The sequence below is a fragment of the Buchnera aphidicola (Brachycaudus cardui) genome (assembly GCF_005081945.1).
GTDB lineage: Bacteria > Pseudomonadota > Gammaproteobacteria > Enterobacterales > Enterobacteriaceae > Buchnera > Buchnera aphidicola_AN.
Genome location: NZ_CP034879.1, coordinates 343,497 through 363,945 on the forward strand (window position 1 = coordinate 343,497; position 20,449 = coordinate 363,945).

Genomic DNA, 20,449 nt, shown 5'->3' on the forward strand with positions numbered 1-20,449 from the left:
TTGATAGATAAAATATTTTTTATAAAAATAATTATTCAGTATTTTTAGCGGCTTTAAATGCTTCTGCCATTACATTAGAAAATGCATCATCATTTATTTTTTTATTGGATGAAATAGTTACGTCTTTTTTTTCAGTTTCATCTATTATATGCATAATAAGATAAACTATTCTATTTTTGCGATCAAAACTAGATAATTTAACGAAAATTTCATCATTAATTTTATATTTTTTCATGAATTCCTCATAATGTAAACGAGAAATATCTGAAAATTTTAAAATTCCTTCTATGTCTTCTGATAATTTTATTGTCGCATTTTTTTTATCGAAATTCTTAATCTGACCATTAATTACTAAACCTTTTTTATGATTAGCAATATATATATTAAAAGGATCTTCTTCTAATTGTTTAATGCCTAAAGATATACGTTCTCTTTCAGCATCTACTTGTAGGACTACAGCAGAAATTTCATCACCTTTTTTATATTTTTTTACTGCTTCTTCACCAGATATCTTCCAAGAAATATCAGATAAATGCACTAAACCATCAATACCACCATTTAAACCAATAAAAATACCAAAATCTGTAATAGATTTTATTTTTCCAGCAACATGAATTCCTTTTTTATGAGTTTCAGAAAATTCTTTCCATGGATTAATTTTACACTGTTTTAAACCAAGTGAAATACGACGACGCTCTTCATCAATATCTAAAACCATAACTTCTACTATATCATTAACAGTAACTACTTTAGAGGGATGAATATTTTTATTAGTCCAATCCATTTCGGATACATGAACAAGACCTTCTACACCTTCTTCAATTTCTACAAAACAACCATAATCTGTTAAATTTGTAACACGTCCACTTAATTTTGTATTTTCTGGATAACGCTTAGAAATCGCTATCCAAGGATCTTCACCTAATTGTTTCAATCCTAATGATACACGAGTTCTTTCTCTATCAAATTTTAAAATTTTAACATTAATATCATCACCTACATTAACTATTTCACTAGGATGCTTTACTCTTTTCCAAGCCATATCAGTAATATGTAAAAGACCATCAACTCCTCCTAAATCTACAAAAGCTCCGTAATCTGTTAAATTCTTTACAATACCTTTAATATGCATTCCTTCTTGTAAACTTTCTAATAATTGATCTCTTTCAGCACTATTTTCTGATTCAATAACAGCACGACGTGAAACAACAACATTATTACGTTTTTGATCTAATTTAATTACTTTAAATTCTAATTCTTTTCCTTCAAGATGAATTGTTTCTCGTACTGGTCTAATATCTACTAAAGAACCAGGTAAAAATGCGCGTATATCATTTAATTCAACAGTAAAACCACCTTTAACTTTACCATTAATAATACCTGTTACTGTTTCTGATTTTTCATGCGCTTGTTCTAATATTAGCCATGCTTCATGACGTTTTGCTTTTTCACGAGATAATAGTGTTTCACCAAAACCATCCTCAATAGCATCTAAAGCAACGTCAATTTGATCACCGACATTAACCTCTACTAAACCTTGAGCATTTTGAAATTGTTCAGAAGGAATTGCAGACTCAGATTTAAGACCTGCATCGACTAGAACTATATCTTTTTCTATGGAAATTATCGTGCCGCGAATAATTGAACCTGGACGAGTTTTAATCTCTTTTAGTGATTCTTCAAATAATTGAGCAAAAGATTCATTCATATTAATAATATTAAGAAATTTTTATGTAATGTTCATTTTAACTTCATGTTAAAATGAGCTTATTTTATATATCTTATAATAATCCTTATTAAAGAGTGTTGTTTTGAAAAATAAAAATTATTGTTTATAAAATCTTTATCTTTTCAATGATGTATTCCATTGAAGCTGTGGCTACCTCTGATAAATTCATATTAGTAGAATCTAATATTATAGCATTTTTTGGAATGCATAAAGGGGAAATTAAACGATTTTTATCTTGTTTATCACGATTTTTTATTTGTGTGGCTAACTCTTTAAAACTGATATAATAACCATTTTTATTTAATTCTAACATTCTTCTCTTTACACGTATTTCTAAATGAGCATTTAAAAAAAATTTAAGCATAGCATCTGGAAAAACTACTGTGCCCATATCACGTCCTTCAGCTATTAAGCCAGGTAAACATCTTAATAATCTTTGTTTTTTTAGTAAAATTTTTCTCACTATAGGATAAGATGCTAATTGAGAAGATATTTGACTAACTTCATTAAGTTTAAGTAATTTAGAAGAATATTTTATATTTTTTTTTTAATTAGTATAAAATCTAGTCTTTTTGCAATTGGAATTATATTTTTTTCAATAATATTAATTTTTTTATTTAATGCCAATAAAGCAATTAATCTATATATTTTCCCTGATTCTAATACAGACCAATTTAATTTTTTTGCTATCATTTTAGATAGTGTGCTTTTACCAACACCACTAGGACCATCAATAGTAATAACAGGAATTTTATTTATCATGTGTTATATTATTTAATATTCAACAAATTTGTTTTTATTAACAAATATTTTTTTATTTATTAAAATTAATCTGATTTGGTAATAGATAAAAAATCTTTAAAATAAGATGGAAAAGTTTTAGCAGTACAACTTGGATTAAGGATGTTCACACCAATTTCAGATAAAGATACTAGTGAAAAACACATAGCTATACGATGATCATTGTAAGTATTAATATTTGAATATTTAAAAAAAACAGGTGGAGTAATAGATAAAAAATCTTTTCCCTCTTCTACTATAGCGCCAATTTTTTTTAATTCTATAGACATTGCAGATAAACGATCAGTTTCTTTTACACGCCAATTATATATATTTCTTATAATAGTAGTACCTTTAGAAAAAAGAGCTACTATTGCAATCGTCATAGCTGCATCAGGAATATGATTCATATCTAAATCTATTGCATTTAATGTATTACGAGTGCAAGTAATAAAATCATTTTCCCAAAAAATTTTCGCTCCCATCTTTTCAAGAACATTTGCAAATTGTATATCGCCTTGTATACTATTTTTACCAACACCTACAACTTTAATTGAACCACCTTTAATAGCTGCAGCAGCTAAAAAATACGAAGCTGATGAAGCATCTCCTTCAATCATAAATTTTCCTGGTGTTTTATACTGTTGTCGACCTTGAATATAAAAAACATTATAAGAATCATGCTTAATATTTATAAAAAAAGATTTCATTAAATTAATCGTAATATCAATATAAGGTTTTGAAACTAAATGTCCTTTTATAAAAATAGTAGTATCTTTAAAAGCTAGTGGTGCAATCATTAATAATGACGTCAAAAATTGACTAGAAATATTTCCATTTAAAATAATAGAACCACCAATAAAACCACCTCTTGTACGTATAGGAGGATAACCTTGTTTGTTTTCATACTCTATATTAGCCCCTCCTTGTCTTAAGGCGTCAACTAGATGTTCAATAGGTCGTTCGTGCATTCTATCATCTCCACTCAATACAACATTATTTTTATACACAGATAACGCAGATAAAAGAGGTCTCATAGCAGTACCTGCATTACCTAAAAATAATGAAAGTGGTTTAGATAATTGAAAAGCTTGACCAATACCTTCAATATGACATTCTTTTTTATCATTAGATAAAAAATATTGAATGCCTATTTTTTTTAAAGATTCTAACATATAACGAATATCGTCACTATTCAATAAATTAGTTAAATGTGTTCTACCTTTAGCCATAGAAGATAATAATAAAACTCTATTTGATATACTTTTAGAACCAGGTAGATAAACAGTTCCATTCACATAAGATATTGGTGGTAAATTTAAAGAATCTTGCATAGTTAATATATACTCTATTTTATTAAAATTGTGATTTATCCATATCGATTTTCAAAATATGACATAAATTTTATTAAAGATTGAATACCTTCTAATGGCATAGCATTATAAATAGACGCACGCATTCCACCTATTATACTATGTCCTTTTAAAGCAATTAAACCTGATTCAAAAGATTCTTTCAAAAAAATTTCGTTTAAATTAGGATCTACTAAATTAAAAACAACATTCATTTTTGATCTATTTTTATCATCTATTGTATTAATATAAAAGTTACTTTTATCTATTTTTTCATATAATAAATGCGATTTAATCTGATTTAATTCTTCAATTTTTTTTAAACCACCTTTTCTTTTTAACCATTTAAAAACTAATCCTGATAGATACCAAGCAAATGTAGGTGGTGTATTAAACATAGAATTATATTCTGATATTATTTTGTAATCTAAAATAGAAGGAGATATTTTAGAAGTATATCCTATTAAATTTTCTCGAATAATAATGATTGTTATACCTGCAGGACCAATATTTTTTTGAGCACCAGCATAAATAAGATCATAATTTTCAATATTTATTGAACGCGATAAAATACAAGATGAAAAATCTCCAATAATTATTTTATCTTTGAATTTTGGTTCTTCATAAATAGATAATCCATCTATCGTTTCATTAGGACAATAATGAATATATGCTGATTTTTTATTAACATCCCATTGTGACATAGATAGAAGAGATGTTTTTCCATTAATCTGTTCTTTAATTGATATAGAATTAGGAATACAATATTTTTTAGCTTCTATAAACGCAGATTTTGACCAGTAACCACTATCTATATAATCAGCTGTTTTTAAATTTCCTAATAAATTTATAGGAACAGCAGAAAATTGACCTCTAGCACCACCTTGACAAAATAATACTTTATAAAAATCAGGTATATGTAGTAAATCTCTTAAGTCTTGTTCTGCTTGTTCAGCAACTTCTATAAATTCTTTACTACGATGACTTATTTCCATTATAGAAAAACCTAAATTTTGCCAATTTTGAAGTTCTTGTTTAGCTTGATTAAGTACATCTTGTGGAATCATAGCAGGTCCGGCACTAAAATTATAAATTGTATTCATGATTTCACCCAACGTATTTATTGCTAGCAATATATTTATAATTAATTTATAAATTCTAAGCCCTGCATATATTTTTTTTGAAGGATTTTAGGAATTTCGACACTACCATCAGAATGTTGATAATTTTCTAATATAGCTGCTAATGTTCTACCTATTGCTAAACCTGAGCCATTTAACGTATGTACTAAAGAAATTTTTTGTTCAGATTTTTTTCTATAACGAGTTTTCATACGACGTGCTTGAAAATCACTTGTATTAGAACACGAAGAAATTTCTCTATATTTTTTTTGAGCAGGAAACCAAACCTCTAAATCGTATGTTTTAGAAGAAGAAAAACTCATCTCCCCTGTACATAAAAGTACTTTTCTATACGGTAATTCTAACAGTTGTAAAACTTTTTCAGCATGACTAGTTAATTTTTCTAAGGCTAACATAGATTGTTCTGGTTTAACAATTTGAACTAATTCAACTTTATCAAATTGATGTAATCTAATTAATCCTCTTGTATCACGTCCATAAGAAGAAGCTTCTGATCGAAAACAAGGAGTATGAGCAGTTAACATAATAGGCAAATCTTTTTCATCTATAATTTGATTATAAAACAAATTAGTTAATGGTACTTCTGCTGTAGGAATTAATGTATAATTATTTTTATTCATAAAGTTTATATGAAATAAATCATCACTAAATTTTGGTAATTGACCCGTTCCATATAAAGCTTTAGAATGAACTAAATAAGGTACATAAGCCTCTATATATCCATGTTCTATAGTATGTAAATCTAACATAAATTGACTCAATGCTCGATGTAAAAGAGCTATATTTCCCTTCATTACAACAAATCTTGAACCTGATATTTTTGCTGCAGATGTCCAATCTAAATTATTAAATTTTTTTCCTATTTCAACATGATCTTGAATTATAAATTCATACTTTCTTTTTTGACCCCAATATTTTATTTTTTGATTGCTTTTTGATGTATCTCCTTCTGGAATATTATCATCAGGAATATTAGGTATATCTAAAGAAAAATTATAAATTTTTTCTTGCAGAGAATTTAATTTAATTTTAGCATCTTGTAACTCTTTTCCAGAATTTATAATCTTATTTTTTAAAATTTCATTTTCTTTTTTAAGATTTTTTGCATCTTTAAACAAACGTGATAAAACATTGTGATTATGTTGTAAATTTTCAGTTTGAATTTGTAATATTTTACGTGTATCTTCCATCGAAGAAATTTTATAAGTATCTAATTTATAACCTTTTTTTAGTAATTTTTTAGCTGTTAAATGTAATTCATTTCGTAATAAATAAGGATTTAACATAATGTATTTGCTTCTTTTAAATTATAAATAAAATCATATTGATAAAGTATTAATACTATTTTTTTAAAAAAATTTTTAATAAATTAAGATTATTTTAATCATACTTTAATTGCGTTATAAGCTATTAATATACATGTTAAAATATTTTAAATCTTTATTTAAATATAAACTTATAAAAAGAAAAATTTTTATCTATTTTGTAACTAAAAATTTAATATATTTAAATAAAAAGTATAAATTTTAAATAAATTTACAAAAAATATAAAATATTCTTTAAAAAAATCTTTTCTAAATAGTTATTTAGATTAATATTTTATATATTAATTGTATCTAATAATAATTATAATTTATAGTTATTGAGCTAAAAAATATACTTTTTTTTAAATATATAAACATATTTCTTAAATTAGGAAAATCAATATGAACAGTTTTATTAAACATAGTAAAGTAATTATTTTAGGTTCTGGTCCAGCAGGATATACTGCTGCTATATATGCTGCTAGAGCTAATTTGCATCCTTTTTTAATTACTGGAACTAATAAAGGTGGACAATTAATGAATACCGATGAAATTGAAAATTGGCCAGGAGACGTTGATAAAATTACTGGATCAGAATTAATGAGTCGTATGCATAAACATGCTATTAAATTTAAAGCTAAAATTATATCTGATACTATACACTCAGTTGATTTTAAAAAAAAACCTTTTTATTTAATTGGAGAAGAATATGAATATACTGCTGATTCTATCATCATTGCTACTGGAGCAAATCCTCGTTATTTAGGATTAAAATCAGAAGAGATTTTTAAAGGAAAAGGTGTATCAACATGTGCAGTATGTGATGGTTTTTTTTATAAAAACAAAGAAGTTGCAGTTGTAGGTGGTGGGAATACAGCTATAGAAGAAACGTTATATTTATCTAATTTTGTTGAAACCGTGCACTTAATTCATCGCAGAATTAATTTTAAAGCTGAAAAAATATTAATTGATCGATTAACAAAAAAAATAAAGAATAAAAAAGTAGTATTACATTTAAATTCCACTGTGAAAAATATATTAGGAAATTCTTCCGGTGTTACTCATGTATTAATTACTCAAAAACAAATGAAAGAAGAAAAAGAAATAAAAATAAAGATTTCTGGAATATTTATAGCAATTGGATATGTTCCTAATACAAATATTTTTATTAATCAATTAAAAATGAAAGAAGGTTATATCGAAATAATGCGTGGAGCACATGGTGGAAACTATACTCAAACAAGTATTCCTGGTATATTTGCTGCAGGAGATGTTGTTGATCACGTATATCGACAAGCAATTACATCTTCTTCTAGTGGTTGTATGGCTGCGTTAGACAGTGAACGATATCTTAGTAGTTTACTATAAAAATATTATATATTAAATATATTCAATTTTTCAAAACATACTAGTCAAAATGACTAGTATCTGATATAGTAAATCACTAAATAATTTTGTTATTATTTTATAATGAGAATAAAATGGCTAAAGAAGAAAACATTGAAATGCAAGGTATAGTAATAGATACCTTACCTAATACCATGTTCCGTGTAGAATTAGACAATAAACATATTGTTACAGCACATATTTCAGGAAAAATGAGAAAAAATTATATTAGAATATTAACAGGGGATAAGGTAACTGTAGAATTAACACCTTATGATTTAACTAAGGGAAGAATTATTTTTAGAAGTCGTTAATTTACATTAAAATATTTAAATAATCACTCATTTTATCAAAATACAAGTATTTAACAAACAATAACTAATTGTTTGTGTAAAAAATTCACTTCTCAAATAAACTAAAATTATCTTATGCAAATCAAATCTATTTAAAAAAATCATTATTAAAATTAATTCTATTGTTTTCTGTAAAAATAAAAAATAAATTTTAAAGAGTATTTATGCGTACTAAATATTGTGGAAATATAAAAAAAATTCATTTGAATCAAAGTGTTAAGTTATGCGGTTGGGTACATAAAATAAGAAATTTTGGTCAATTTATTTTTATTGATATGAGAGACTATACTGGTCTTATTCAAGTAATTTTTGAATCGAAAAATATTATTAATTTTCAAAAAGCTATTCAACTAAGAAATGAATTTTGTATTCAAGTTTTTGGTATAGTTAGACACAGAGAAGAAAAAAATAAAAATTTCAAAATGACTACTGGTGAAATAGAGGTATTAGCAGATACATTAAACATTTTAAATACTTCTAAATCGTTACCATTAAATTATATGAATAACAACTATGATGATTCGAGATTAAAATATAGATATCTAGATTTACGTCGCTTTAATATTTTAGAAAATCTTAAAATAAGAAATCAAATAACTTATTTAGTAAGAACATTTATGACAAAAAAAAATTTTTTAGATATTGAAACTCCTATTCTTACTAAATCTACACCAGAAGGTGCTAGAGATTATTTAGTTCCTAGTCGCAATTATCATGGAAAGTTTTATGCATTACCGCAATCTCCTCAACTTTTTAAACAATTATTAATGATTTCTGGAATTGATAGATATTATCAAATAGTAAAATGTTTTCGTGATGAAGATTTACGTTCAGATCGACAACCAGAATTTACACAAATTGATATTGAAGCATCATTTATGAATTCTAAAAAAGTTCTTAAATTAACAGAAAATCTTATCAAACATATTTGGTTAAAAACTATAAATGTTAATTTAAATAAATTTCCTAGAATATCGTTTCATGAATCAATGAAACGATACGGATCAGATAAACCTGATTTACGAAATCCAATAGAAATTATTGATGTATCTAGTATATTTAAGAATAAAAAATTTATATCATTTTTTAATATAAATTGTTTTAATTCTAGTCGAATAGCATTATTATGTATTTCTGGAGGTTGTGATTTAAGTAGAAAAACAATTGATATATATAGCCAATACGTAAAAAAATACCATGCAAAAAAATTATTTTACATAAAAATTAAAAAATTGAACATTGGATTATCAGGTATTGAAAGTTCAATAAAAAAAATATTAGATGAAAATATTTTAAAGAAAATATTTAGTAAAACTCATGCCAAAAATGGGGATATATTATTCTTAATAGCTGATCAAAACTCTATTGTTAATAAATCTCTTGGTATGTTACGTTTAAAACTAGGAAACGATCTAAATATTACTAAAAAAACGAGCTGGAAACCTGTTTGGGTCCTTAATTTTCCTATGTTTCATAAAGATATAGAAGGAAAATTTTCCTCTGTTCATCATCCTTTTACTGCTATAAAAAATATGGATGTAAAAAAATTAAAAAATTCACCCAATAGCGCTATTTCTGATAGTTATGATCTTGTTATAAACGGATATGAAATTGGTGGAGGTTCAGTTCGTATCCACGATATAAATATACAAAAAATAGTATTTGATATCATTGGAATAAAAAAATCAATACAGTATGAAAAATTTGGTTTTTTAATGGAAGCATTACAATATGGCGCTCCTCCACACGCAGGAATAGCTTTAGGACTAGATAGAATAGTTATGTTGCTTACTCATAGTACAAACATTAGAGATGTAATTGCTTTTCCAAAAACAACTTCAGCAGCTTGTTTAATGACTAATTCTCCTAGCATATTAGATAGTATAATGTTACAAGAATTAGGTATAAAAATAATAAAAAACAAGATTTAAATATATTTATTAATGCATATGTCAATAAAAATATTTCTTGATATTACTAAATAAACAAAGAAATGAAGAACATAAGACAATAGACGGACTAGCTGGGGTATTATAAAAAATAGATAACAACATACCGCCTGTAACAGATATAACACTTGCTATTATAGCAATGATGACCATTTTTTCAGGAGATCCAGAAAAATGTTGCGCAGTTGCAGGAGGAATTATTAATAAAGAAGTAATTAATAATGCACCTACAAATTTAATTGATACAGCAATAGTTAAAGCGGTCATTAACATTATAGTTAAACGAACATAAAATATATTTATACCATCGATCTGAGCTAATTCTTCACTGATAGTTGCTAATAAAATAGAATTCCAACGATAAATTAAAAAACTAAGTATAATTATACTACTTATTATAATTATAAGTAAATCAGATTCTGTTACGGCTAACAAATCACCAAACAAGTAATTTGAAATATCTATTTGTTGATAATTAGAGGAAAGCAAGCTAATAAATACTATCCCGAGAGATAATGAACTATGTGACATTATACTTAATATAGTTTCTAAAGAAAAAGGTAATAGCTCCTCTAAATATGCTAAAATAATTGCAAGTACACTAACAAGTAAAAATATAATATAAAAAGAGTTAACATCTAAAGCAAAAGATATAGATAACGCTAGCAAAGAAGAATGTGATAAAGTATCACCGAAAGCTGACATGCGACGCCAAACTATAAATGAACCTAATGGACCAGTTGTTAAAGACAATATGATACCTGCTAGCCATCCTGGAAAAATTAGTTCAAACATAAAAACCACTCTATTTTATAAATAAATATTATTTTTTAAAAATAATGAATATGATTATGATTATGATGATAAATAGCTAACTCTTGTTTATCTTTTATACCAAATATAGAAGTAAATTCTATATTTTTACAAACAGATTCTGGTGTTCCAGAACAGCAAATATGATTATTTAAACAAATCACTTCATCTGTTTTAGCCATAACAAAATTTAAATCATGAGAAACCATTAATACAGAACATTTTAATTCATCCCTAATGGTATTAATTAATTCATATAAAGCAAATTGCCCCATTACATCTACTCCTTGTGTAGGTTCATCTAAAACTAGAAGATCTGGTTTATTTAGTAAAGCTCTTGCTAAAAGAATACGCTGCATTTCTCCACCAGATAACGTTTGCAATTGACAATTTTTTAATGATTCTGCCTTTACACGCTTTAAAATTTCTAATATTTTTATATCATTTTGAATTTTTTGAGATAATTTCATAAATCTTTTTACTGTAATCGGTAATAAAATATTAAGACATAATTTTTGTGGCACATAACCAATAGATAAATTATATGAACGAATAATCGTACCAGAACTAGGTTTTATCAATCCTAAAATAATACGTACTAAAGTAGATTTACCGGCTCCGTTAGGTCCAATAAGAGTCAATATACGATTAGGAATTAACGATAATGATATGTTAGAAAGAATAGAACGATTAGAGAAATTAACATAAATATTTTTTAATTTAATAAATTCTAACATAGTTTTATAAATGATATTTTTATATAGTTTTTAATCTTAAGATTATAAGATATATTTTTTAGAATGAATATGAATATTATATTAAATAAAAAGAAAATAAATTTTTTTACTATATTAGTAATTATTTTATTATCTTTATTACCAACTCTTGCCAATGCTACTATAGTTACAATGTTTAAACCATTAGGATTTATTGCAGCCGCTATTGCCGATGGCATTACTACCGTAGAAGTTATTACACCTAATGGGACAACAATACATAATTATTCTTTACGTCCACTAGATATTATGAAAATAAAAAATTCTGATTTTGTAATTTTAATCGGAAATAATGCTGAACCGATTTTTTTAAAAAAAATTATAGATCATTTGAAAAAAAAATATATAGAGCTTATTTCAAAAAAAAGAATTAAATCACTTTTAATATGTAATTCTAAATGTTTTATAGATAAAAAAAAACAAAAAAATACTTTGCAAAATAATTATCAAATTAATAATATATCATATGATATGCATATATGGCTCTCGCCTGAAATTGCTTTAGAATCTGCAACAATTATACATAATATGTTAATTACAATTATGCCGAAAAAAAAAATCTTAATAGAAAAAAATTTCAAAAAATTTAAGCGTAGTTTATTAGCATTAGATAATACTATAAGAAATAATTTTGTATCGATTAAACAAAAAAAATATTTTATTTTTCATGACGCTTATAAATATTTTGAAACATATTATAAATTACATCCAGTAGGATATTTTAAAAAATATCCTGGAATACAAACAGGAGCTCGAAGTTTATATGAAATTAGAAATCAATTAATAGATAAAAAAGCTATATGTATTTTTACAGAGCCACAGTTTAATGCAGATATTATCGATGTTATAATACGTGGAACAAAGGTTCATAAAGGTTTTCTTGATCCCCTTGGTGTCACAATACCTTTGAGTAAAGATAGTTATTTAAAATTTCTTCTACAATTATCTAATCAATATGTTCGCTGCTTAAAAATACCTCAAGGAATCAAATAAAGTGCAGCAGATTTACAAAATATTTTTTTTATACTTTTGTCGTATCTCTTTTTTTTATAAAATTATTTCAATATTAATTAATAGTATAATAATCTTTTTATTATCAGGTTGTAGTACTTTATTTCCAAACCAAATTAAAAATTCTACAATAAAATCAAAATACAACATAAAAGAATATTTAAATGAAGAAGTAGATAATATTAAAAAATATTTTCATCTAATTAAAAAAGAAGATGATATTAGTGTATTACTGAGTACATCTGGAGTACGTTTAAATGATATATTAAAAATCAAAAAAATAGATTTTAATTTAAATAATTTACAACCTGGTCAAAAATTATTCTGGACAGTGAATGCATCTGGTAAATTATTAAAATTAACATGGAAAATTTCTGCAATTCAAAAAAATATATATAAAAGTATTAATAATAATTTTTTAATTTCTAAGAAACTATCAAAAAATATATTAATCAAGAAAAGTATATTAATTAAAAAAAAATCAAATTTCTTTCGAAGTGCACTTGAATTAGGTTTGAAAAAATCTGAAATACAAAGTGTTATTAACGCTCTTGAATGGCAAGTAGATTTTAAAAATTTAAATATAGGAAGTAATTTTAATTTAGTTTTTTTACATAATGTATTACAAAATAAAAATATATTATTAGGTGTTAAACTAAATAATTTTAAAAAAAAATATTATTCTATACGTGCATTTAATGGAAAATTTTATGATATTTATGGTTTTAATAAAGAAGAATATCTTATAAATTCATCTTTTTTAAAAAAATATCGTATCTCTTCTAATTTTAATTTACATCGTTTAAATCCAGTTACACATCGTGTTTCTCGTCATTTAGGAGTAGATTTAGCCATGCCTCAAGGAACTCCTATTTTAGCAACTATTAATGGTATAGTTATAAAAGCACGATTTAATAAAATAGCTGGTTTGTATATTGCATTAAAAAACAAAAATCATTATATAACTAAATATATGCATCTTAAAACACTTCTAGTTAAATTAGGTGATAATATTAAAATAGGTCAAAAAATAGCTTTATCTGGTAATACTGGTAGAACTACTGGACCACATTTACATTATGAGGTTTGGATTAATAATCATGCAATTAACCCTATAAAATTAAAATCTTTATTCTCTAATACACTAACAAAAAACGAAAAAAAAACTTATTTAGAACAATCAAAAAAAATACTCAAATATTTACAATAAAAAATTTTTTATTTAAAAAAATTAGCTAACTTTTAAAATTCTACTAGTATTAGTTTTTCCTGTTTTTCTCATAATGTCACCTTGAGTAATGATAACGAGATCACCAATACATAAAAAACCTTGTTTACGTAACAGAATCATTGCTTCATTAGCTGCTTTAACACCATCATATTTACTATCAAAATATATTGGAGTAACACCTCTATATAAAGCAGCTAAACTCAAAGTTTTCTTATGCTTTGATAAAGCAAAAATAGGTAATCCAGATGTAATTCTAGATGTCATTAACGCAGTTTTACCTGATTCAGTCATTGTAATAATGGCAGTAATACCTTTTAAATGATTAGCAGCATACATAGCTGACATAGCTATCGTTTCTTCAATATCATTAAATTCAGCATTAAGACGATGTCTAGAAACATTAATACTAGGTACTTTTTCTGCTCCTTGACAAATTTTTGCCATTTTTATAACGGTTTCAGATGGAAATTTACCAGATGCAGTTTCTGCTGACAGCATAACTGCATCGCTACCATCTAAAACAGCATTAGCTACATCCATGACTTCTGCACGAGTAGGTAATGGATTAATGATCATAGATTCCATCATTTGTGTTGCAGTGATAACGATTCTATTTAATTGTCTGGCAGTTCTAATTAATTTTTTTTGAATCCCTGCTAATTCATAATCACCAATTTCTACACCTAAATCTCCTCTAGCTATCATGATGGCATCAGAAGCTAATATTATATCTTCTATAGTTTTTTGATTAATTACAGCTTCAGCACGCTCTATTTTTGCAATAATTTTAGCATGACTTCCAGATTTTTCAGCTAATTGTCTTGCTTGATTTAAATCATTACTGCACCGTGGAAATGATATTGCCAAATAATCTACATCAATTTTAGCTGCAAGTATTATATCTTCTTTATCTTTTTTTGTTAATGATTGTGCTGATAAACCACCACCTAATTTATTAATACCTTTATTATTAGAAAGCATACCGCCTATCATAACTTTTGTAAATATTTCATAATCTGTTACTTGTATAACTTTTAATTGTATTCTTCCGTCATCTAATAATAAAATATCGTTTATTTTTAAATCTAATGGTAATTTTTTATAATCAATACCAACTCTTTCCTTATTTCCATCATTTTCTTCTAATAATGCATCTAGTATAAAAAAATCACCTATATTCAAAAAAATATTATTTTTTTTAAATTTAGAAATTCTAATTTTAGGGCCTTGTAAATCACCTAGTAATGCAATATGACAATTTAAATCTGTCATAATTTCTCTTGCTTTTTTCGCTCTTAATTTATGTTCATGTGCTGAACCATGAGAAAAATTTAATCGAAGAACGTTCACTCCAGAAAGAATTATTTTTTCAAGATTATTATTAATATCTGTAGAAGGTCCTAAAGTTGCTACAATTTTTGTTCTTCTTAACCTGTTTAACATAAAAACACCTTTTTTATTAAAGTTTTTACAATCTATATTGTATGAATTATTTTTTTTATTCTTAACTTATTCATCAAAAATTATCAATATAAAATATATATTTATATTTATTAAGTTATTTAGTAAAATCATAAAATTAATTTTATTATAGAAATAATATATTATAAAAAATATTAAATAATATATCTTTAAATAAAAATCTTTATATACAATACTACAATTCTTATAAAACTCTTATCTGAATAATACCATTTAAATTATTACATTAAAATTTTAAATTTTATATGTAAATTTTTAAAAAAGAGAAGATTATGATTATAGAAATAAATGAACCTTGTGATTTAGTAATTTTTGGTGCAAAAGGAGATCTAGCAAAAAGAAAACTATTACCTGCTTTATATAAATTAGAAAAATCTAAAAAAATTCACGAAAATACACGTATCATTGGTGCAGGACGTGCTAATTGGAGCATACAAGAATATAGAAAAATAGTAGAAAACGAAATTAAAACTTTTTTAAATGAAGAAATTGAAGATTATATTTGGAAAAAACTTAGTACTCGTTTATATTTTTGTAATATTGATGTTTTTGAAAAATTACATTTTCTTAGATTAAAAAAAATATTACAACAAAAAAAAAATATAATGATTTACTATTGTGCTGTTCCTCCTAATACATTAAATGCTATTTTTAAAGGTTTAGGAGATTCAAACTTAAACTCTCTTCCAGCACGTATAGTATTAGAAAAACCATTAGGTGTTTGCTTAAAAACATCTCAAAAAATTAATAATCAAATTTCTAAATATTTTTTAGAATCACAAATTTTTCGCATCGATCATTATCTTGGAAAAGAATCAATACTAAATCTTCTTGCTCTAAGATTTGCTAATTCATTTGTTTTTAATAATTGGAATAATCAAACTATTGATCATATTCAAATTACTGTATCTGAAGAAGTTGGAATTGAAGGTAGATGGAATTATTTTGATGGTATGGGACAAATGAGAGATATGGTACAAAACCATCTTTTACAAATATTAACTATTATTACAATGGATCAACCTAATAGTATTACATCTGAAAATATTCGACATAAAAAACTAAACATATTGCGTGCATTAAATCCTATTAATATTAATAATATTAATATAAAAACTGTTCGAGGACAATATAGTTCTGGAGTAATTAAAGGGAATAAGGTACCTGCTTATTTAGAAGAGCATGGTGCAAATAAAAATAGTCAAACTGAAACATTTGTTGCTGTTGAAGCCAATATTAATAATAAGAAATGGTGTGGTGTACCTTTTTATTTAAGAACAGGAAAACGTTTAGCATGTAAGTATTCTGAAATAGTCATTGTTTTTAAAAAAATACCTATAAATTTATTTCAAAATTCTAATTTAAAATTATTAGAAAATAAATTAATCATACGTTTAGAGCCAAATGCAAACATCAAACTTAATTTTTTTAATAAAATACCAGGATTAGATCAAGAATATAAACTAGACAATTCTCAACTAGAGTATAATTGTTTTCATAAAAAATCAATTGATGCCTATGAAAGATTATTATTAGAGAGTATGAGAGGTATACAATCTTTATTTGTATGTCGAGATGAAGTAGAAGAAGCATGGAAATGGATAGATCCTATTATAAATGCATGGAAACAAAAAGACAGTAGTATTCTTCAATTATATATGTCTGGAACCTGGGGACCAGAAGATTCAAATTTATTGCTTTCTCGTAATAATCATGTTTGGCATAAATATAATTAAAAAATTATCTATCTTGACTCAATTAATATAACTATGGTAGCTTAAAAAAAATCAATTTTTTAAAATTGGCACAAGTAAAAATTTATAACTCTTATTTTTTAAAGATATTTAATTTTATATTGTTGTAAATATTTCTTTTGCTAATGGAGGAAAATAATATCCTATGATACGTATGATTCTTTTCTTATGTACTAATTTAGCAGTTATGTTTATATTTAGCCTGATTCTTAGTCTAACAGGTATTCAATCGAATACTATTTATGGTCTATTAATCATGTCACTTTTATTTGGTTTTAGTGGTTCACTTTTATCTTTACTTTTATCAAAATGGATAGCATTACGATCTGTAAATGGTAGAATCATTACTCATCCTCAAAATGAAATAGAAAATTGGCTAATAGATACAATTCGTGAACAATCTATAAAAAAAGGAATTATTATGCCTCAAATAGCAGTATATGATGCTGCTGATATTAATGCCTTCGCAACTGGTGCCCGTCGAAATTCTGCTTTAATTGCTGTTTCTACAGGATTATTAGAAAACATGACTCGCAATGAAGCAGAAGCTGTAATTGCTCATGAAATTAGTCATATTTCTAATGGTGATATGATCACTATGACGTTAGTACAAGGAGTCGTAAATACTTTTGTAATTTTTATATCTCGTATTCTTTCACAAATAATAAGTAATATTTTATCAAATAATAAAAACGAAAATGAAGAAAAAAATCCATTTATATATTTTTTAATTTCCACATGTTTAGAATTAATTTTTGGTGTTTTAGCTAGTATGATTACAATGTGGTTTTCTAGACATCGTGAATTTTATGCAGATGCAAGTTCTGCAAAATTAGTAGGTCGTGAAAAAATGATTTCTGCATTAAACCGTTTAAAAACTAGTTATGAACCTCAAGAATCTGACAGTATGATAGCATTCTGTATTCATGGAAAAAAAACTAATTCTTTTTTACAATTATTTGCATCTCATCCATCTCTGGAAAAAAGAATACAAGCATTGTATAATAAAGAATATATGTAATTAAAAATATATCTCTCTTAATAGAAATATTAAAAATAAATTTCTATTAAGAGAAATAAAAATATATTGAAAAAATAAATTTACACTTGTTTTTTATCTAAAAACATTATAAAATAAAGCTATTAAATTTTTTTAAAAAATTTATTATTCATTAAATCTTTAATCAAAAAATTATAATTCTATTTATATATCAAGTATAAAAAAATTTAGAATAAATATATCGATGTAATAGCTACAAATCAATTTATTTAGTTCAAAACAAACTTGAATTTTTTAGTTTTATTTGGTAGTTAAAATTTCTTTTTCATTTTGTCTTTAATTCACGAAAACAAATTTAAAAATTAAACGATAATAAAACAAAACATTGAATTTAATATTAAAAATAGACTCAACAGTCCTGCAGAAGTAAATATTCTTCCTAATAATTTAGATCAAAAAATTTTTGTTCTATTAAAAAATTATATTTTAACCCCTAAAAATATTAATATTTGATGTATTTAAGCATTAAAAATATGTATTAATAATATTCATTATTATAATCAAAAAAATAACTTATTAAAATAAGCATTAACTTCATAGATGAATTCTCTCAAAATCTGTTCATTCATATGACCTATTTTTATCTAAACTAATCTTCTAAGTATAAAATAATATATAGGCTATATCGATAAATTCTATATATATTATTATATCTTAGATATATTTAATATTATTCTGTCCTATTTTTTTTACGGAGTTTTTCTGATGGAGTTTTTTCTAGACCCGTCAACTTGGGCAGGCTTATTAACACTAGTTATTCTAGAAGTAGTATTAGGAATTGATAATTTAATATTTGTAGCAATTTTGTCAGAAAAACTGCCTCCTAATCAAAGAGATAAAGCACGTTTAATTGGTTTAGGATTAGCTCTATTAATGCGATTAGCATTATTATCATTAATATCTTGGGTTGTAACACTCACTTCTCCTATTATTCAAAATAATTTTTTTTCTTTATCAATACGTGATGTAATTCTTTTATTTGGCGGTTTATTTTTATTATTTAAAACTACGATGGAATTACATGAAAGATTAGAAAATAATCATCATGAAAACTCAGAAAATAAAAATTATGCAGGTTTTTGGGCTGTAGTAATTCAAATAGTTATATTAGATGCAGTATTTTCCTTAGATGCTATCATAACAGCTGTTGGTATGGTCAATCAATTATTAATTATGATGATTGCAGTTGTATTAGCTACTATTTTAATGTTATTAGCATCTAAAGCATTAACTAATTTTATTAATCTTCATCCCACAGTAGTGGTACTATGCCTTAGCTTTTTATTAATGATTGGTTTTAGTTTAGTTACAGAAGCATTACGATTTTATATTCCTAAAGGATATTTATATGCTGCTATAGGATTTTCTATTTTGATAGAAGTTTTCAATCAAATAGCACGTCATAATTTTATGAAAAATCAATCTAGAAGACCTATGCGACAAAGAGCAGCTGAAGCCATTTTTCGTTTAATGATTGGGGAAAAAAATAAACACCAAAAAGTGATAAAAAAAGATTTAGATGATAAAAAAACAACTTTTATTCAGTCTTCATCAGAAACAGAAATGTTTAAAGACGAAGAAAGATATATGATTAACGGTGTTCTTACTTTAGCCGGAAGATCTATTAAAAGTATTATGACTCCTAGAAGAAATATTTCTTGGGTAAATACAGAAAAAAATACTGATGAAATTCGCATGCAATTATTAGATACCCCACATAGTTTATTTCCAGTATGTAAAGGAGAATTAGATGAAATAATAGGTATTGTAAGAGCTAAGGAATTATTAGTTGCTATTGAAAAAAAAATAGATGTATCTACCTTTGCAAGTAAAATATTGCCTATTGTTATACCTGATACTTTAGATCCGATTAATCTTCTTGGTGTACTTCGTCGTGCTCAAGGTAGCTTTGTAATTGTTAGCAATGAATTTGGAGTTGTCCAAGGTTTAATTACCCCTTTAGATGTTTTAGAGGCAATAGCAGGAGAATTTCCAGATGCTGATGAAACACCAGATATTATAAAAGAAAATAATAGTTGGTTAGTAAAAGGCGAAACAGATTTACATTCATTACAACAATTATTAAATACTGAAGAACTAATTAAAGAAGATAATTATGCTTCTTTAGGAGGTCTTTTAATTGCTCAAAAAGGTCAATTACCTCTTCCAGGAGAAAGAATTGACATTTATCCTTTTCATTTTCATATTATTAAAGCAACTGAATATCGTATTGATTTAGTAAGAATTATTAAGCATAAAGATGAGAATTAATAAATATTAATATTTTTTTTCATTTATATAATAACTTATATATTATTTTTTAAAAA

At 25.1% G+C, this 20,449-nt stretch carries 17 protein-coding genes; 8 read left to right on the forward strand and 9 right to left on the reverse strand.

What is annotated here, in order from left to right; all coding sequences use genetic code 11:
- Positions 1–31 precede the first annotated feature (31 nt).
- The 6 genes from rpsA to serS all read right to left on the reverse strand — a co-directional run bounded on the left by rpsA (position 32) and on the right by serS (position 6,289).
- Positions 32–1,708 (reverse strand): 30S ribosomal protein S1, encoded by a 1,677-nt coding sequence (gene rpsA, locus D9V67_RS01575; RefSeq protein ID WP_158359455.1) that lies wholly within the window; start codon positions 1,706–1,708, stop codon positions 32–34.
- A 124-nt stretch (positions 1,709–1,832) separates the two neighbouring features.
- Entirely contained in the window at positions 1,833–2,267 is a 435-nt protein-coding gene (locus D9V67_RS01580) for a (d)CMP kinase (protein ID WP_158359457.1), read from the reverse strand.
- Positions 2,264–2,491 (reverse strand): (d)CMP kinase, encoded by a 228-nt coding sequence (locus D9V67_RS01585; protein ID WP_158359460.1) that lies wholly within the window; start codon positions 2,489–2,491, stop codon positions 2,264–2,266. The genes D9V67_RS01580 and D9V67_RS01585 overlap by 4 nt, the downstream gene beginning before the upstream one ends.
- Positions 2,492–2,556: 65 nt before the next feature.
- On the reverse strand, positions 2,557–3,843 hold the full coding sequence (gene aroA, locus D9V67_RS01590; protein ID WP_158359462.1) for a 3-phosphoshikimate 1-carboxyvinyltransferase: 1,287 nt from the start codon (positions 3,841–3,843) through the stop codon (positions 2,557–2,559).
- Between the two features lie 35 nt (positions 3,844–3,878).
- The gene (serC, locus tag D9V67_RS01595) at positions 3,879–4,964 is read right to left on the reverse strand and encodes a 3-phosphoserine/phosphohydroxythreonine transaminase (protein WP_158359464.1); all 1,086 of its coding nucleotides are present in this window, start codon (positions 4,962–4,964) and stop codon (positions 3,879–3,881) included.
- Positions 4,965–5,005: 41 nt separating this feature from the next.
- Positions 5,006–6,289, reverse strand: a complete 1,284-nt coding sequence (gene serS, locus D9V67_RS01600; protein ID WP_158359467.1) for a serine--tRNA ligase — start codon at positions 6,287–6,289, stop codon at positions 5,006–5,008.
- A 420-nt stretch (positions 6,290–6,709) separates the two neighbouring features.
- Between serS and trxB the strand changes: the two genes are divergently transcribed.
- The 3 genes from trxB (at position 6,710) to aspS (ending at position 9,977) form a co-directional block, all read left to right on the forward strand.
- Positions 6,710–7,675 carry a thioredoxin-disulfide reductase gene (gene trxB, locus D9V67_RS01605; RefSeq protein WP_158359469.1) on the forward strand — a complete coding sequence of 322 codons (966 nt, stop codon included), beginning with the start codon at positions 6,710–6,712 and terminating at the stop codon, positions 7,673–7,675.
- A gap of 113 nt (positions 7,676–7,788) precedes the next feature.
- Entirely contained in the window at positions 7,789–8,007 is a 219-nt protein-coding gene (gene infA, locus D9V67_RS01610) for a translation initiation factor IF-1 (protein ID WP_158359471.1), read from the forward strand.
- Positions 8,008–8,210: 203 nt separating this feature from the next.
- Positions 8,211–9,977 (forward strand): aspartate--tRNA ligase, encoded by a 1,767-nt coding sequence (aspS, locus tag D9V67_RS01615; RefSeq protein ID WP_158359473.1) that lies wholly within the window; start codon positions 8,211–8,213, stop codon positions 9,975–9,977.
- 21 nt (positions 9,978–9,998) lie between these two features.
- On the opposite strand, the gene znuB is transcribed toward aspS, so the two are convergent.
- Positions 9,999–10,790: a zinc ABC transporter permease subunit ZnuB gene (gene znuB, locus D9V67_RS01620; protein ID WP_158359475.1), complete on the reverse strand. Its 792-nt coding sequence runs from the start codon at positions 10,788–10,790 to the stop codon at positions 9,999–10,001.
- A gap of 35 nt (positions 10,791–10,825) precedes the next feature.
- Positions 10,826–11,545: a zinc ABC transporter ATP-binding protein ZnuC gene (gene znuC / locus D9V67_RS01625; RefSeq protein WP_158359477.1), complete on the reverse strand. Its 720-nt coding sequence runs from the start codon at positions 11,543–11,545 to the stop codon at positions 10,826–10,828.
- Between the two features lie 69 nt (positions 11,546–11,614).
- On the opposite strand from znuC, the gene znuA reads away from it, so the two are divergent.
- Positions 11,615–12,577, forward strand: a complete 963-nt coding sequence (gene znuA / locus D9V67_RS01630; RefSeq protein ID WP_187308331.1) for a zinc ABC transporter substrate-binding protein ZnuA — start codon at positions 11,615–11,617, stop codon at positions 12,575–12,577.
- Between the two features lies 1 nt (position 12,578).
- Positions 12,579–13,805, forward strand: a complete 1,227-nt coding sequence (locus D9V67_RS01635) for a peptidoglycan DD-metalloendopeptidase family protein (RefSeq protein WP_158359481.1) — start codon at positions 12,579–12,581, stop codon at positions 13,803–13,805.
- Between the two features lie 21 nt (positions 13,806–13,826).
- On the opposite strand, the gene pyk is transcribed toward D9V67_RS01635, so the two are convergent.
- Positions 13,827–15,269, reverse strand: coding sequence for a pyruvate kinase (pyk, locus tag D9V67_RS01640; RefSeq protein ID WP_158359484.1), 1,443 nt, complete (start codon positions 15,267–15,269; stop codon positions 13,827–13,829).
- 311 nt (positions 15,270–15,580) lie between these two features.
- Here pyk and zwf point away from each other — a divergent pair, with 311 nt between their 5' ends.
- The 3 genes from zwf to D9V67_RS01655 all read left to right on the forward strand — a co-directional run bounded on the left by zwf (position 15,581) and on the right by D9V67_RS01655 (position 20,393).
- The gene (gene zwf, locus D9V67_RS01645) at positions 15,581–17,044 is read left to right on the forward strand and encodes a glucose-6-phosphate dehydrogenase (protein ID WP_158359486.1); all 1,464 of its coding nucleotides are present in this window, start codon (positions 15,581–15,583) and stop codon (positions 17,042–17,044) included.
- 163 nt (positions 17,045–17,207) lie between these two features.
- The gene (htpX, locus tag D9V67_RS01650; protein WP_158359488.1) at positions 17,208–18,083 is read left to right on the forward strand and encodes a protease HtpX; all 876 of its coding nucleotides are present in this window, start codon (positions 17,208–17,210) and stop codon (positions 18,081–18,083) included.
- Positions 18,084–18,827: 744 nt separating this feature from the next.
- Positions 18,828–20,393: a TerC family protein gene (locus tag D9V67_RS01655; protein ID WP_158359491.1), complete on the forward strand. Its 1,566-nt coding sequence runs from the start codon at positions 18,828–18,830 to the stop codon at positions 20,391–20,393.
- The last annotated feature ends 56 nt before the right edge of the window (positions 20,394–20,449 follow it).

Coding starts and splice junctions, on each gene's coding strand:
- rpsA (WP_158359455.1), bottom strand. CDS start 1,708: ATGAATGAATCTTTTGCTCAATTATTTGAAGAATCACTAAAAGAGATT.
- D9V67_RS01585 (WP_158359460.1), bottom strand. CDS start 2,491: ATGATAAATAAAATTCCTGTTATTACTATTGATGGTCCTAGTGGTGTT.
- aroA (WP_158359462.1), bottom strand. CDS start 3,843: ATGCAAGATTCTTTAAATTTACCACCAATATCTTATGTGAATGGAACT.
- serC (WP_158359464.1), bottom strand. CDS start 4,964: ATGAATACAATTTATAATTTTAGTGCCGGACCTGCTATGATTCCACAA.
- serS (WP_158359467.1), bottom strand. CDS start 6,289: ATGTTAAATCCTTATTTATTACGAAATGAATTACATTTAACAGCTAAA.
- trxB (WP_158359469.1), top strand. CDS start 6,710: ATGAACAGTTTTATTAAACATAGTAAAGTAATTATTTTAGGTTCTGGT.
- infA (WP_158359471.1), top strand. CDS start 7,789: ATGGCTAAAGAAGAAAACATTGAAATGCAAGGTATAGTAATAGATACC.
- aspS (WP_158359473.1), top strand. CDS start 8,211: ATGCGTACTAAATATTGTGGAAATATAAAAAAAATTCATTTGAATCAA.
- znuB (WP_158359475.1), bottom strand. CDS start 10,790: ATGTTTGAACTAATTTTTCCAGGATGGCTAGCAGGTATCATATTGTCT.
- znuC (WP_158359477.1), bottom strand. CDS start 11,545: ATGTTAGAATTTATTAAATTAAAAAATATTTATGTTAATTTCTCTAAT.
- znuA (WP_187308331.1), top strand. CDS start 11,615: ATGAATATTATATTAAATAAAAAGAAAATAAATTTTTTTACTATATTA.
- pyk (WP_158359484.1), bottom strand. CDS start 15,269: ATGTTAAACAGGTTAAGAAGAACAAAAATTGTAGCAACTTTAGGACCT.
- zwf (WP_158359486.1), top strand. CDS start 15,581: ATGATTATAGAAATAAATGAACCTTGTGATTTAGTAATTTTTGGTGCA.
- htpX (WP_158359488.1), top strand. CDS start 17,208: ATGATACGTATGATTCTTTTCTTATGTACTAATTTAGCAGTTATGTTT.
- D9V67_RS01655 (WP_158359491.1), top strand. CDS start 18,828: ATGGAGTTTTTTCTAGACCCGTCAACTTGGGCAGGCTTATTAACACTA.